Here is a 13,993-nt window from a genome sequence, read left to right as displayed (position 1 = left end):
GTGATCGCGAGGGCCGGCCGCCCTCGGCGCGCGGCGCAACGTCATCCCCTAACCGTCGAGAGGTTCTCATGAACACGTGTGACTGCTGCGGCAACAGCTACGACAAGGCATTTCAAATCATGGTGGGCGGCACGAGCTACACCTTCGATTGCTTCGAGTGCGCGATTCACAAGCTCGCGCCCGTGTGCGCCCACTGCGCCTGCCGCATCGTGGGACACGGCATCGAGGCCGGCGGGGCGTTCTACTGCTGTGCGCACTGTTCCAAGCAGGAGGGCGTTCAGGGGGCGATCGATCGGGTGGCGTGAGCCCGCCCGCCATGCGGCCAGAGAGGGTTCACTTCGCGGCGTCGTGGACCGGAAGCGCGAGGACGCCCTCGGTCGGCAGCACGTCGGCGAAGCGATCGGCGAGCGCGGCGAGGGAGACCTCGTGCACGGTCCGGTGATCGAGCACGCGCGCGCCCTGTGCGCCCTCGACGGCCGGTAGATCGCGGCTCGCCGACGCGTCGCTCGGGAGCAGGACGCGGTAGCCGAGCACGAGCCCGTCCCGCACCGTCGAGTCGACCGCGAGGTGGGTCATGAGGCCGCTCACGATGATCGTGTCCACGCCGCGGCGGCGGAGCTGGTCGTCGAGATCGGTCCTCGTGAAGCCGCCGGCCATCGATTTCGTGATCACGAGCTCTCCGTCGAGCGGCCGCGCCGCGGGCGCGAAGTCGACGCGCGGGCTGTCCGCGGCGAAGAGCCGGGCGCCGTTCGCCCCGACGTTCCGCACGTGCGCCACCGTGATCCCGCTCTCCCGGGCCCAGCGGAGGAGCCTGGCCGCGTTCTCCAGCGCCGCGCGAGCGCCCGGCAGCTTGAGCCCGCCCGAGAAGAACTCTTCCTGGAAGTCGACGAGCACGAGCGCCGTGCGCTCCCGGTGGAGCCGGTCGACCTGCCCGAGGCCGTACAGCCTTCGCAGCGTGGTCGCCTCGCCCGCTGCCGGAGGCAACGCCGCGAGCCGCTCCGCGGTCAGGGCCGAAACCAGGATGAAGAACAGCAGCGCGACGCCCGTACGTCCGCGAGCTTGCGTGAGCATGGATGCCTCCTCCACGGCGAGGCGGTCGCCTCGCGCTCCAGGAAGCTAGATCTGGAGCAGGCGCGTGATAATCCTGGTCGTCCGACGAGGATTGCGTCGCGGAAGGAACGAATCGAATGGATCCGCTGGGCGGTCACCTGGACGAGATGAGGGCGTTCCTCGAGGTCGCGCGGCGGCAGAGCTTCTCGGCGGCGGCGAGGGCGCTCGGGCTCACGTCGTCGTCGGTCAGCAAGCAGGTCGCGCGGCTGGAGGAGCGCCTCGGCGCGCAGCTCCTCCGGCGCACCACGCGCCGCGTGAGCCTCACGGAGGCGGGGAACCTGTACGCCGAGCGCGCAGACCGGATCCTCTCGGACATCGAGGAGGCGCGCCGGGCGGTCGCGGATCTCGACGGGACGCCGCGCGGGACGCTGCGCATCTCGGCGCCCACGGTCCTCGGCTCGATCCGCGTCGCGCCCGCGGTGCTGGCCTGTCGCGCGAGGTACCCGGAGCTCCGCATCGATCTCGACCTCACCGACCGCATCGTCGATCTGGTGGCCGAGCGCGTCGACGTGGCGGTGCGCCTGGCCGCCGAGATCTCCCCTGCTTCGCTCGTCGCGCGGCGGCTCGCCGACGACCTGCGCGTGCTCTGCGCGAGCCCGCGGTACCTGCGGCGCCACGGGACGCCGCGCTGCCTCGATGACCTGGCCGCCCACGACTGCATCACGCTCAACCTCGAGCCTGTCGCGCGGTGGACGCTCGTGGGCCCCGAGGGCGAGCGCGTCGTCCCGGTGAGCGGCACATTCCGCTCCAGCGACACGATCACGCTGCGCGACGCCGCGGTGGCCGGCCTCGGCCTGGCGAACCTCCCCGATTACGTCGTCCAGGATCAGCTCGAGAGCGGCGCGCTGCGGCGCGTGCTGCCGGAGTACGGCGCCTCGAGGCGCGCCAGCTTCGCGGTCTACGCCGCGCCCGCGCGCGCTGCGGTCCGCGTCGTCGTCGACGCGCTGGCCAGGGCGATGGGGGCAGCGGGGACGGCGAAGCCGGCGGCGCGGAAGCCGTGAGCCGGCGCGGCGATCGTGAGGGAGCGCAGGGGAGCCGAGGGCGCGCCGCGCCGGAGCGGTCGTCCGCGCGGCGCTGTCACAGGTGCCGCGGAGCAGCGCCCTGGAGCGAAGCGTGCGCCGCGCCGGCCGCGCGCTCCTTGGTCATCTGACGGATGCAGTGCTGGAGCGCCGCCCGGAGGTTCCCGAGGGTGGTGATGTTGGCCAGATCGAGCCCGAGGCTGACGATGGTCTGGGCGACGTTCGAGCGGATGCCCGCGACGATGCCCTCGGCGCCGAGCAGCCGGATCGCGGCGACGAGGTCGAGGAGGTAGCTCGCGGTCTTCGTGTCGACCAGCTCGACGCCGGTGAGGTCGAGGATGGCGAAGCGCGAGCCCGTGCGGACGATGGCGTCGAGCAGGGTATCCATCACCTCCGCTGTCCGGGCGCTGTCGAGCACGCCGATCATCGGCAGGGTCAGCACGCCGTCCCACACCTGGATGATGGGAGTCGACAGGTCGCGGATGACCCGCTGTTGCCGCTCGATGAGGTCCAGCCTGGCCCGGAGCTCCTGCTCGGTGTTCTTTGGCTTGCTGATGTCGAGGGTGAAGCCGACGACCGAGGACACCTCGCCCTGCTCGTCGCGCATGGGGACCTCCCAGTTGTCCCAGAACACCCCGTGCGTCAGGGACTCCGAATGGCTCGCTTCGCCCGCGAGCGCCCGCCGCAGCACCTCGCACCCCTGCGGGTTGCTCGCGTAGAGGTCGAACACGTTCTTGCCGATGTGCGCGCCCTGCTGGAGCCCGATGGCCTCGAGCGCCTTGCCCTCGTGGCACGTGAAGATCCCCTCGCGGTCGATGGCCCAGACGATGATCGGGAGCGACTGCGTGATGGCCTGCAGGATCACCTCTCTCTGATGGTGGCGACGAGCCTGATCGGTCCGCTCCGTCACGTCCTGCCCGAACACGCCGACGCCGATGACCTCTCCGTGCTCGTCGAGGATGCGCTCGTGGCGCCACTCGACGCTCAGCACGGCGCCGTCCTTCCTGGCGTGGCTCCACACCCGGGGGGCCGCCCCGTCCTCCGCGAGGAGCAGCTGCCACCCGTCGGGGCTGCCGGGCGCCCGCAGGAGCTCGTCCACGCGCTGGCCGAGCGCCTCCTTCCGCGTGTGGCCGAGCAGGCGCTCGGCCGCGCCGTTCCAGTCCTCGATCATGAGCTCCTTGCCGTACTGGACGATCGCGACCGGCGCTCGCTCGAAGAGGCGTGCGCGCTTGCCCGCGAGTTTCTCGGCGTCGACTTCTCCCCATGACGTGGTGGCGGCGGTCATAGATGGAATTTACCCTGGGCGTTCGGTCACGTCGAAATAACTGTCATTCGCCCTCGTCGGACCACCCGCAGACCGCCCTGGGTTCGTAAGGACGAATCCACTGTTGCTGTAGCAACACTCCGTGAGCAAGCGCCTGCTGCTCCAGCAGCACGCCGCCATCTGTTATAGCGGATTTGCGTCCAGGGAGCCGGCTCACGCTTGGTACGAGGCGTGCTCAACGGCGGTCCGTGAAGGGGCCCCCTCGTCGAGGTTCGGGAGCAGGAGGAGCCATGAGCAACAAGATCCAGTTCCACCATGTGAGCAAGACATTCGCCGTCAAAGGGCCGGCGGGCGCCAAGGAGAGCGCGCGGTTCACGGCCATCGAGGACCTCAACCTCGACGTGAGGGCCGGCGAGCTGATGGTCCTCGTCGGGCCGAGCGGGTGCGGCAAGTCGACGCTCGTCGATCTGCTCGGCGGCCTGTCGAAGCCGTGCAGCGGCAGGCTCCTGCTCGACGGCAAGCCGATCACGGGCCCGGCCCTCGATCGAGGGATCGTGTTCCAGCAGTATGCGCTCTTCCCGTGGCGGACGGCGCGCGAGAACGTCGAGTTCGGGCTCGAGGCCAAGGGCATCCCGGAGAGCCGGCGCAAGGAGATCGCCCAGAATTACCTGGATCTGGTCAGCCTCTCCGGCTTCGAGGATCGGTATCCGCACGAGCTGTCGGGCGGCATGAAGCAGCGGGTGGCCATCGCGAGGAGCCTCGCCTACGACCCGGAGGTGCTGATGATGGACGAGCCGTTCGCGGCGCTGGACGCGCAGACGCGCGAGTCGCTGCAGGCGGAGCTGCTCCGGATCTGGGAGAAGTCGCGCAAGACGATCCTGTTCATCACGCACAGCATCGACGAGGCGGTGTTCCTCGGGCAGCGGGTCGCGATCATGACGTCCCGGCCCGGAAGGGTGAAGCGGGTCATCGATATCCCGGAGGAGATCCGGGGCTACGAGGACGCGCGGTCGACGCCGGAGTTCGGCAGGCTGCGGCACGAGATCTGGACGCTGCTGCGCGAGGAGGTGCTGAAGGCCGAGGAGCAGGAGCGGAGCAAGCGGCAGAAGCGCGCGGCGGAGAGCCGCCCCGTGGCGGGCGTGGTGGCGGTCAATGGCTAGCCTGGAGCAATCGATTCTGCTGCCCGAGGAGTCGCAGCAAGGGCAGCTCGTGGGCGACGCGGCGCGGTGGCTCGGCCGCGCCGTCGCGCGGTCGGGGATCCTCCTCGCGGTCGCCGCCCTGTGGGAGACGGCGCCGCGGGTGGGCCTCGTGGAGGGGGCGTTCCTGCCGCCGCTGTCCGAGGTGCTGGCGACGGGGTGGCAGCTGCTCCAGAACGGGCAGCTCCTGAGCCACATCAAGGCGAGCCTGTCGCGCTCTCTCGTCGGCTTCACGCTGGCGATCTCGGTGGGCGTGCCGCTCGGGCTCGCGATCGGGTGGTACAAGGGCGTGGCGGACGCGCTGAACCCGCTGCTCGAGGTGCTGCGCAACACCGCGGCGCTCGCGCTCCTGCCCGTGTTCCTGCTGCTGCTCGGGATCGGGGAGTCCTCGAAGATCGCGCTCGTCATCTACTCGTGCACCTGGCCGATCCTGCTCAACACGATCAGCGGGGTGCGCGGGGTCGATCCGCTGCTCATCAAGTCGGCGCGCACGATGGGGCTGTCGCCGCTCCAGCTGTTCCGCAAGGTCATCCTGCCGGCCGCGGTCCCGACGATCTTCGTGGGTATCCGCCTGGCGGGCGCGTACTCGCTGCTCGTCCTCGTCGCGGCGGAGATGATCGGGGCCAAGGCGGGGCTCGGATACCTGATCATCTACGCGCAATACAATTTCCAGATCCCGAGCATGTATGTCGGCATCTTGACGATCACGGCGCTCGGGCTGACGTTCAATCACCTGCTCATGCGCGTCGAGCGGCGGTTCACGTCGTGGAAGGTCGCCCCGAAGGAGTGAGCCCGCGCCCGGCGTGGGCGCCGTGACGATCACCGTTCATCGAGGGAGAGGACCATCGTGAATCGAATCATCCTGGGCCGGACCGGCCTCGAGGTCGGCGTGCTCGGCCTGGGCGCGGGCGGCGACAGCCGGCTCGGGTCCGGGCGCATCGCGGAGGCCGAGTCGCTCCGGCTCGTCCGTGCGGCCATAGAGCGCGGTGTGAGCTTCATCGACACGGCGGAGGCGTACGGGACCGAGGGGCTCCTCGGCAAGGCGCTCCGCGAGGTGCCGCGCGACCGCGTGGTGCTCTCGACGAAGAAGACGACGCGCCTCGAGGCGCCGCCGACGCACGCGATGCTCGAGCAGGCGCTCCGCGACGATGTGTGGGACGTCGTGATGGTCGGGTTCAACCTTCTGAACCAGTCGGCGCGAGCGCGGGTGTTCCCGCTGACGCGGGCGAAGGACATCGGGACGCTGATCATGTTCGTGGTCCGGCGCGCGCTGAGCCGGCCCGATCGGCTGCGGGAGCTGCTCGCCGACCTGGCGCTCGATCGAGGCGCCGCCGCTGTCGGCGCGGGCGCGCGAGCGCCTCGTCGAGGCGTTCGCGCAGGTCGACGACGTGTCGGGGCACTGAGGGGCGCTCGCCGGCGGGAGCGCGGCGCGGGGTCACGCGACCGGCGCGGCGAGCCCGGGCGGCGCGGGGGGCGGCGCGACGTCGGCGGCGTCGCGCGCGGCGTCGCTGCCGAGGAAGCGCGAGATCCGCCCGCAGAGCCGCGCGCGGAAGGCGTCGTCGGTGGGGGGCGAGTGGCGGCACCCCTCGAGCAGCTCGGTCTCGGCGTGCGGCAGGAGCTCCTTCGCGCGCGCGAGCAGCTTCGCGCCGGGGAAGCTCACGTCGTCGTCGGCGCCGAACACGAGCGCGGGCCGCGTGAAGCCGGCGAGGGACGCGGGGGTGGCGAGGGGCGGCGGGCGGAAATCGAGCCGGTAGCTGCGGACGGCGTCGCCGAAGTAGGAGCACCACATGGCGTCGTGCGTGGAGAACAGGCCGGAGACGAGGCGCGCGAGGCGCTCTTCCGAGGGGAAGGCGCGGTAGAGGGCCATCGGGATCGCGATGCGGGTGAGGCCTTGCCACGCCGAGCCCGACACGAGGGCCGCCGGGACGATCAGGACGAGCCGGTCGATGCGGGCGGGCGCGACCTGGGCCATGCGCAGGGCCGCGAAGCCGCCCCAGCTCACGCCGAGGAGGTGGACGCGCGCGAGGCCGAGCGCGTCGAGAACGTCGGTGAGCCACTCGGCGTAGGCGGGCCCGTCGATCGGCAGGCGGAGGTCGGCGCTCTTGACGGACTGGCCGATGACGTCGACGACGTGGACGCGGTAGCGCGCGAGGAGCGGGGCGAGCTCGGGCAGGAGGTGCGCGGAGCTGGCGAGCGCGCCGTGGAGGCAGACGAGCGGCGGGGCGTTCTCGGGGCCGGCGATGAGGACGTGCGTGGCGCCGAAGCGGGTGGAGACCTCGCGCGATCGGGCCGGGACCGGGAGCTTCTCGTGGAACCTGTCGAACCACGCCGCGATGCGCGCGCGCGCCTCTGGACTGCGGAACATGATGGATGACGTCATCGAGCCCTCCTGACGTTGGCTGCGGGGCGGAGGCCGCAGAGGTGCTGAGCGACGAGCCGATCGAGCAGGGCGATGGGGGACGGGTGCGCGCCCTGGGCCCACGCGATCAGCGCGAAGTAGTAGAAGGAGAAGAAGGCGACGCCGAAGAGCGCGGGGTCGGCGTCGTCGGCGACCTCCCCCTGCGCGCGGGCAGCGTTGAAGAGCTCGACGACGCGGCCGTGCACGGCGGCGACCTGCTCGGTGAAGCGGGCCTGCCAGGGCGGGTCGGCGAACAGGGCGTCGCGGAGCAGCGTCTTCGAGAGGGCCGGCCGGCGGGCGTAGTACGCGAAGAAGGCGGCCCCGAGCCGGTGAAGCCGCTGCTCGAGGGAGCCGGGCTCCTCGTCGCGGACGGCCTCGGCCGCGGTGGCAGCGAGGTCGTCGAACAGCGCGGCGTGGAGCAGGTCGCGCTTGTCGGCGAAGTGGAGGAGGACCGTGCCGGCGGCCACGCCGGCGTCCGCGGCGATGGCGCGGACGTTGGCGGCCTCGAAGCCGTGGCGCTCGAAGTGGTCGCGCGCGGCCTCGAGGATCCGGGCGTGCGTCGCGTCCTTCTGGGCGTCGCGCCGGCCGGTTCTTTTAGTGAACTCGTTCACTGAACGAGTTCATTACATGGCGAGGAGCGGCGCACAAGGAGAATTGGGCCGGCGCGCAGCGTGGTTGAGGGCATCCAGTCGGGCATCCGACCCAGGTTGAGGACGGGCATCCGACCCAGGTTGAGGACGCCCGCCCGTCGTACATCCGACCCAGGTTGAGGACGCCCGTCGGGACGCCCGTCGAGGACGCCCGCCTGGGCAGACCCCGAGCATCCGACCCTGGGCATCCGACCCAGGTTGAGGGCCGCCGTCCGCCTGGGGGGCATCCGACCCAGGTTGAGGGTGCCCGGAGCATCCGACCCAGGTTGAGGGCGTCCGAGGGCGTCCGGTACGGCTCAGCCCGCCGCGGGGGCCTGCTGCGCCTGGGCGCGTGCCCGGAGGCGCTGCTTGGCCGAGGGGCCGCCGGCGTGGCGCACCGAGGCGACGGCGCGATCCATCGCGTCCCGCCAGTAGCGCGCGACGTCCTCGCGCTCGGTGAGGAGGGCGTCGATGGGCCCGTGGTCGGTCTCGATCTCGACCGCGAACCGGTCGCCGCGCGGGAGCACGCGGATGTCGCGGACCTCCCCGGCGGAGATGGCCGCCCCCAGCCGGCCCTCGGGGCGCAGGTCGATCGCGCCGGTGCGGCTCACCCAGGGGGCGACGACGAAGCGGCCCGGGCCGAACGACACGACCGGGGCGGAGCGCGCCGCGTAACGGGACGAGAACCTGGCGACGCCCAGGAAGGCGTAGCCCGCGAGCGAGAGCAGCGCGGCGGCGCTGCCGACGCCGATCGCGATGCCGCTGTCCCCCGCGGAGACGCTCCGCATGACCTGGATCCAAAATGCGAGCGCGGCGAGCAGCAGCGCGGCCCCGATGAGCGCGTTGCGGGCCGCCGAGCCGCGCGGGCCGTGGCTCGCGTGGTCCCGCAAGACGAGGAGCTCGCCCTCGCTCCGGATCGCGAACCGCGACAGCGCGGCGGCCGGCAGCGCTGGCGGCGGAGTCGGCGCAGGCTCCGGGAAGGGCCGCGGCGCGATGGCGCCGGGCGGCTCGGTACCCCGCGCCGTTTCCAGCGGGACGCCCAGCGCGGCCGCGAGCGGCGCCGCCACCGCCTCGACGAGCGCCTCCGCCCGCGCGGCCTCGAGATCCTGAGCCTCGGCGACGAGCAGGCGTCGCTCCTCCGTGGCGAGCGCGAGCCAGGCGGCGACGTACGTCCGCTCGCGCGCGCACGTGGGGGCGCCGCAGCATGGGCGCCGCTCCGAGATCAGCTGAACGTCCACCGCCTCGCGAGGCTCGGCCGTGCCCTCCCCGGCCCCGCCCGCGCCGCCTGCCTCGGGCCGCGCGTGGCGGGCGCCCGCGAGCCTCAGCGGCGCCAGCCGGAGGACGCTCGCGCCGCGCTCGATCCGGAGCCACACGGGGTCCCGCGGCGCCGGGCCGAAGCCCGTATCCTGCTCCCGCCGCAGCGCGCCAAGCTCGGGCGCCACCCGGAGGATCAGCGGCGCGCCACCGCCCTCCGCCGAGAGGGCGCGCGCCGCCCCGGCCGGATCGCCGAGCGGATCGAGGGCGGGAACGGAGCTGTCGGCCTCAAGGGAGCGGAGGGCACGCGCGACCTCCGCCTCGAACGCTGCGGTGCTCGGCTCGGGCATGGCGGCACGTTTGCCCCGGCTGCGCTGGGTTGTAAAGCGCACCCGTCCGCGCGACAACACGGGGGGCGCACGCTCCTGCCCCGCCCGATTGCTGCCGCTGGCGCAGGGTCCGGCGCGGCAGCCGGCGCCAGAGGGCCAGCAGCGCGCCGAGCGCCGTCATCGGCAGGGCGCCGGGAACGATCGGCGGCTGGCCAGCGCCCGAGCAGGAGCAGCCTGCGTCGCCCTCGGCCTCATCCACATTGCCGCTCTTCGGCCTGTCCTCGCTCCCCGACGCCGCGCCGCCCGATCCGCCCGAGGCCGCCGTCGCGCCCGCGCCGGAGCCGCCGCCGCCCGAGCTCGCAGCGCTCGTCCCGGCGATCGGGTAGAGGGCGCAGACCCCTTCGATGTCGTCGTCCTCGAGCGTGCGCGCCGACGTGCCGCCCGGGTAGAACCCCAGCATCGTCGCGCCGCGCTCGTTCGTGTGACCCAGGCCGAGGAAGTGCCCTTCTTCGTGCGTGGCGATCGATCGCACATCGATGCAGTCTCCTTCGCCCGTGTCGTTCCAGCAGAAGCCGACGTCGTTGAAGATCATGTCGGCCTCGCCGATGACGCCGTCGGCATCCCAGACCGGCATCGTGACGGCGATCACCGAGTCGGCTTGCCCGAGCTCGCCAGGCCAGCCGTCGCTGATCCAGAGGAACACGCTCTTGCCGTCGTCGAAGTCGTAGCCGTCGCCCGTGTCGCCGAGGAGCTCGGCTTCCCACGCCGTGCAACCGGGGCTCGACCAGGCCGCGAAGCCAGCCTCGATGCTGGCGGCGGCGAAGCTGGAGAGCGGCCCCGGGATCGTCCCCCCGTTGATGTGGTAGCCGGCCGGCAGCGCGCGCCAGCGGGGGACGACCTCGAGATCGAGCGGCGCCCACGCGACGGCCTCGCGGGCCCCCGCGAGCAGCGCCAGCGCGGCGGCGAGCGGGGTGCCCAGGGCGACCGCGGCCCTGAAGCCTCTCTTCATCCCCCCATCATCGGCTCATCGGTCCTGCGGGACCACCTCGAGCTCCTCGGGCGCCGCGCTCCCCTCGAGGGGCAGCGTCACCTCCACCCCCTCGTGCACCGGCAGGGTCGCCGCGACCGGCCAGGAGCGCGGCGCGCTGCCCTCGCCCGCAGGGACCTCGCGCAGCGTCACGCCGCGCACCGGATTCACGCCGCCGTTGAAGAGGCACGCGCGCAGCCGCCCCTCGACGACCGCGGCCGAGCACGGGATGACATCGGCCGTCGCGCGCCGGATCCGGCCGAGCATCGCCTCCTCCGCGGGCGCGGCGGGCAGGAGCGCCACGAGCGCGTCGCGGGCGCGCGGGTCGCGGAGCCAGGCGAGCATCATCGCCGCGTGGATGCGCACCACGCGGTAGCGCGCGCGCGTCAGCTGGAAGAAGGCGTCGGGAGACGCCACGCCGGTCTCGCCGTCGAGCATGCCCGTCACGCCCGGCTCGATCTTCACCTCCGTCCCGGGCGCTTCGACGTGCCACTTCACAGCGCGCCCCGGCCCAAGCGCGCCTTCCCAGAACAGCCCGCGCTCGGTGATGCCGGCGCGCTCGCCGCGGCGATCGCGCCGCGCGAACGTGAGCAGCACGCGGAAGTCGCTGACGGGCGCGCCGCTGTTGTTCACGACCGCGAGCTCGAAATCGTAACGGCCGCGCGCCGGCCGCGTCGCGCGGCCGGCCCGGCCCGCGTCGCCCGGCTCCGCCCCGGCGTCGCGCGGCTCCCCGGCGGCGCCGCCCTGCCCTGCGCCGGCCTCGCTCTCGGCGTCGTCGTCCGCGCGCTCCCGCCGAAGAATCGGCGCGATCACCCCGGCGCCGTCGTCGGGCCCGGTCGATCCGAGCAGGCTGAGGATCGGCACCCCCGCCCGCCAGAGCGGCGAGTCGGCGCGATCGCAGAGGCAGTGCGGGAACGACGGCTCGGCGCGCTCCCGGACCTCGCTCGCGAGGAGCGCCGCGGTGGCTCCGCGGGTCGCCTGCCCGACGCCGCGCGCCGCCTGCCGCTCGCCCGGCGGCTGATCGCGAGGGGCCGCGAACCGCTGCACGAACGCCATCGTCGCCACGATGCCGATCACCGCGAGCCCCGCGGGCACGAGCACGCGGGCCCGGAGCGGGAGCGCGTCGATCCCCTCCTCGACGCCGCGCCCGCGTTCGCGCCCCGGCCGCTCGCCGAGCGGCGTCGGCCGGGGCGCGAACACGGGCGCAGCCGGCGAGCCGGGGGACGAGGCCGCGAGCCGCTCCGACGCGAAGCCCATGCGGCTCGACATCTCCGCCACGAGCGCGTCGCGCAGGCGGTCCGAGGGCGGCCCTCCCCAGGTCGCGAGCCGCGCGACGAAGCGCAGCGCGAGCCAGGTCGCGAGCGCGACGAGGCACGCGAGCGACGCGGTCCCGAGCGGGCCGCTCGCGAGATAGTCGGGGGACAGGGCGGCCGCGAGCACGCCGAGCGGCGCCGGCGCGATCCAGCTCGCCATGCGGGCGTGGAGGCGCGCGCGGTAGGCGCTCTCCATCGCCTCCATCGCCGCCGGCGAGGTCACGCCGGGCACGCCGGGCAGATCGCCCTCGAAGCGCGCGAGGACGAAGCAGTTGTGCGGCGAGCACGCGGACGGATCGAGCGCCACGCAGAGCGCCTTGCCGCGCCGGAAGAGGCCGCGGATCGCGGTGTAGGGCACACCGAAGCGGACCGGCGACGCCACTGCGCCCAGGGCGAACCCCTCGGCGTAGCCGGCGACCCGGACCAGCTCGACCTCGAGCTCCGCCTCGGCGCAGGTGAAGCGCACCGCGCCAACGGCATTGGCGCCCCCCTCGGCGATCGCCAGGGCAGCGACGGAGAACGCGCGAGCCAAGGTGGCGGCACCCTAACCGCGCGGGCCGGAGCGCTGCAACGGAAACCCGGACGGCCGGGAGGCGCCCCGGGCGCGTCGGGTGACCGTTGATCGCCCAGCGCCGGGTGCGTAAGACGTGGCGCCATGAAGCCCCTCCAAATCGTCGTCGCCATCTCCTGCGCTGTCCTCCTCGGCCCGGTCGCGGGCTGCCAGGAGAAGGTCCCCGAGCCGGATCTGCCGCCGGGCAGCGCCGTGCCGGCGGTGAAGCCCGCCGAGCCGGAGCCCGCCGATCTCATCAAGGAAGACACCGTCGTGGGCACCGGCCCGGAGGCGAAGGACGGCGACAAAGTCCGCGTCCACTACGCGGGGCGCCTGCTGAAGAACAACGCCGAGTTCGACTCCTCCGTCGGCCGCGAGCCGTTCGAGTTCACGCTCGGCGCGTCGGAGGTCATCAAGGGCTGGGACCAGGGCGTGGCCGGGATGAGGGTGGGCGGCAAGCGCAAGCTCACGATCCCCTCCCGCCTCGCCTACGGCGACGCGGGCAGCCCGCCGAAGATCCCGGCCAAGGCGACGCTGGTCTTCGACATCGAGCTGCTCGGCGTCGGCGACGCGGCGACGGACGCGGCCGGGGACGACAAGGCCGGGAAGACCAAGACCGACAAGGCGGCCAAGCCCGCGGGCGACAAGGCGGCCAAGGGCGACAAGCCCGCCGCGCCGGCCGAGAAGTAAGGAGGCGCCCACGGAGGCGAAGTGAGCCGCAGGCGGCCGCGCGAAGAGGGCCGGGAGCCCCGCGCTCAGACGACGCGCGCGAGCGCCTTGAGGAAGATCTCGTAGGCCTCGAGCGGGTACTCGCCCATGTGGAAGATCCGGAACAGCCGGTCCGAGAGCTTCCCCTGGGCGGCGTAGATCTCGAACACGTGCCCATCGACCGGCTCGCTGGCGAGCCGGCTCGCCATCTCGTCGTAAGTCCGCCCGGCCGGGATGTGCAGCGCCGTCCCGATCGACTGGAGCGGCATGTTCTCCCAGCGCGCGATCGTCAGCCCCAGGCGCTCGTAGCCGGGGCGCAGGATCGCGCAGCGCGCCTGGTACACGGCGTGACGCCCGGCGACGCCGCCAGTGGCGGCGAGGTGATCGAGCGCCGCGATCACCTGGCAGAGGCTCATCGGATCGATCGTGTAGGGGTGCGCGCCGCCCTGCTGGGCGCGCCAGGTCTTGTGGAGCTCCAGGCTCGGGATGCGGGCGGGGATCCGCTCCATCTCGGCGAGCAGGTCCTTCCGGACCAGCGCCACCGTCAGGTTCGGGTGGCTGTGCAGGCCCTTGTTGCACGAGCCCATGACGGCGGCGACGCCCGAGCCCTCGAGGGCCAGCGGCTCGACGAAGAGCGCGCTGATGCCGTCGACGAGGAGCTTCTTGCCGTACTTCCGGGCAAGCGCGCCCACCTCGGGCAAGGGGTTCAACGTGCACGTCGACGTGCCCCCGTAGACCATGGCCACCGCGTCGACCCCGTCCGCCGCCAGGATGGCCTCGATCTTCGCGAGGTCCGGCCTCTCGCCGTAGGGCAGGCACATGTCGACCACCGGCTGGCCGAGCGTGGCGGCGTACTCGAAGATCCGGTCGCCGTAGGCGCCGTTCCGGACGACGAGGAGCCGCTCGTCGCGCCGCAAGCAGGAGCCGAGCACGGCGGCCATGGAGGTCGATCCCGAGCCCGTGAGGAGGATGGCCTCGTAGCTGGGCGCGCCGAGGGCCTCGACGATGCCGTGCCGTGCCCGGTCGAGCAGCGGCCGGAGCCGGGGGCCACGCGGGACGATCGGGCTCTCCCCGTAGGTGCGGGAGACCTGGTTCACCGCGTCCGGCAGGTGGAAGACCGCGGGCGTGAGCGATACGACGCGTGGCGTTTCGGCGGCGACCATGCCGCGAGATCTAGCCCGGAACGCGCGCGGGAC

13 protein-coding genes and 1 pseudogene are annotated in these 13,993 nt (G+C 73.1%); 6 read left to right on the top strand and 8 right to left on the bottom strand.

Annotation, left to right across the window (positions count from 1 at the left end; translation table 11 throughout):
• Positions 1 to 68: 68 nt before the first annotated feature.
• The gene (locus ACSRUE_RS24555; RefSeq protein ID WP_012237396.1) at positions 69 to 305 is read left to right on the top strand and encodes a hypothetical protein; all 237 of its coding nucleotides are present in this window, start codon (positions 69 to 71) and stop codon (positions 303 to 305) included.
• Between the two features lie 28 nt (positions 306 to 333).
• On the opposite strand, the gene ACSRUE_RS24550 is transcribed toward ACSRUE_RS24555, so the two are convergent.
• The gene (locus ACSRUE_RS24550) at positions 334 to 1,071 is read right to left on the bottom strand and encodes a cysteine hydrolase family protein (protein ID WP_441285709.1); all 738 of its coding nucleotides are present in this window, start codon (positions 1,069 to 1,071) and stop codon (positions 334 to 336) included.
• A 116-nt stretch (positions 1,072 to 1,187) separates the two neighbouring features.
• On the opposite strand from ACSRUE_RS24550, the gene ACSRUE_RS24545 reads away from it, so the two are divergent.
• Positions 1,188 to 2,111, top strand: a complete 924-nt coding sequence (locus ACSRUE_RS24545; RefSeq protein ID WP_441285708.1) for a LysR substrate-binding domain-containing protein — start codon at positions 1,188 to 1,190, stop codon at positions 2,109 to 2,111.
• Positions 2,112 to 2,187: 76 nt separating this feature from the next.
• Here ACSRUE_RS24545 and ACSRUE_RS24540 read toward each other — a convergent pair whose 3' ends face one another.
• Complete coding sequence (locus tag ACSRUE_RS24540) at positions 2,188 to 3,414, bottom strand: PAS domain S-box protein (protein WP_441285707.1); 1,227 nt, start codon at positions 3,412 to 3,414, stop codon at positions 2,188 to 2,190.
• A gap of 269 nt (positions 3,415 to 3,683) precedes the next feature.
• Here ACSRUE_RS24540 and ACSRUE_RS24535 point away from each other — a divergent pair, with 269 nt between their 5' ends.
• From ACSRUE_RS24535 to ACSRUE_RS24525, 3 genes and pseudogenes are all read left to right on the top strand, one after another.
• A complete protein-coding gene (locus tag ACSRUE_RS24535) occupies positions 3,684 to 4,553 on the top strand; it encodes an ABC transporter ATP-binding protein (protein WP_441285706.1) in 870 nt (289 codons plus the stop codon).
• Positions 4,546 to 5,379 carry an ABC transporter permease gene (locus ACSRUE_RS24530; protein WP_441285705.1) on the top strand — a complete coding sequence of 278 codons (834 nt, stop codon included), beginning with the start codon at positions 4,546 to 4,548 and terminating at the stop codon, positions 5,377 to 5,379. The genes ACSRUE_RS24535 and ACSRUE_RS24530 overlap by 8 nt, the downstream gene beginning before the upstream one ends.
• A 57-nt stretch (positions 5,380 to 5,436) precedes the next feature.
• Positions 5,437 to 5,619, top strand: a pseudogene (locus tag ACSRUE_RS24525) (aldo/keto reductase); the annotation flags it as partial.
• 405 nt (positions 5,620 to 6,024) lie between these two features.
• Here the strand turns inward: ACSRUE_RS24525 and ACSRUE_RS24520 are convergent.
• The 5 genes from ACSRUE_RS24520 to ACSRUE_RS24500 form a co-directional block, all read right to left on the bottom strand.
• Positions 6,025 to 6,969 (bottom strand): alpha/beta fold hydrolase, encoded by a 945-nt coding sequence (locus ACSRUE_RS24520; protein WP_441285704.1) that lies wholly within the window; start codon positions 6,967 to 6,969, stop codon positions 6,025 to 6,027.
• Positions 6,966 to 7,598 (bottom strand): TetR/AcrR family transcriptional regulator, encoded by a 633-nt coding sequence (locus ACSRUE_RS24515; RefSeq protein ID WP_441285703.1) that lies wholly within the window; start codon positions 7,596 to 7,598, stop codon positions 6,966 to 6,968. The genes ACSRUE_RS24520 and ACSRUE_RS24515 overlap by 4 nt, the downstream gene beginning before the upstream one ends.
• Positions 7,599 to 7,933: 335 nt before the next feature.
• The gene (locus ACSRUE_RS24510) at positions 7,934 to 9,220 is read right to left on the bottom strand and encodes a hypothetical protein (RefSeq protein WP_441285702.1); all 1,287 of its coding nucleotides are present in this window, start codon (positions 9,218 to 9,220) and stop codon (positions 7,934 to 7,936) included.
• Positions 9,159 to 10,208, bottom strand: coding sequence for a matrixin family metalloprotease (locus ACSRUE_RS24505; RefSeq protein ID WP_441285701.1), 1,050 nt, complete (start codon positions 10,206 to 10,208; stop codon positions 9,159 to 9,161). Before ACSRUE_RS24505 ends, ACSRUE_RS24510 begins: the two co-directional genes overlap by 62 nt.
• Positions 10,209 to 10,223: 15 nt before the next feature.
• Positions 10,224 to 12,071 (bottom strand): hypothetical protein, encoded by a 1,848-nt coding sequence (locus tag ACSRUE_RS24500; protein WP_441285700.1) that lies wholly within the window; start codon positions 12,069 to 12,071, stop codon positions 10,224 to 10,226.
• A 123-nt stretch (positions 12,072 to 12,194) separates the two neighbouring features.
• Here ACSRUE_RS24500 and ACSRUE_RS24495 point away from each other — a divergent pair, with 123 nt between their 5' ends.
• Positions 12,195 to 12,779, top strand: coding sequence for an FKBP-type peptidyl-prolyl cis-trans isomerase (locus tag ACSRUE_RS24495; protein WP_441285699.1), 585 nt, complete (start codon positions 12,195 to 12,197; stop codon positions 12,777 to 12,779).
• Positions 12,780 to 12,844: 65 nt separating this feature from the next.
• On the opposite strand, the gene ACSRUE_RS24490 is transcribed toward ACSRUE_RS24495, so the two are convergent.
• Positions 12,845 to 13,960, bottom strand: a complete 1,116-nt coding sequence (locus tag ACSRUE_RS24490; protein ID WP_441285698.1) for a pyridoxal-phosphate-dependent aminotransferase family protein — start codon at positions 13,958 to 13,960, stop codon at positions 12,845 to 12,847.
• Positions 13,961 to 13,993 lie beyond the last annotated feature (33 nt).

This window comes from Sorangium sp. KYC3313, from assembly GCF_052075895.1.
Taxonomy (GTDB): Bacteria; Myxococcota_A; Polyangia; order Polyangiales; family Polyangiaceae; genus Sorangium; species Sorangium cellulosum_B.
Note: the sequence above shows the minus strand (reverse complement) of the source record. Positions and strands in the feature narration are given on the sequence as shown.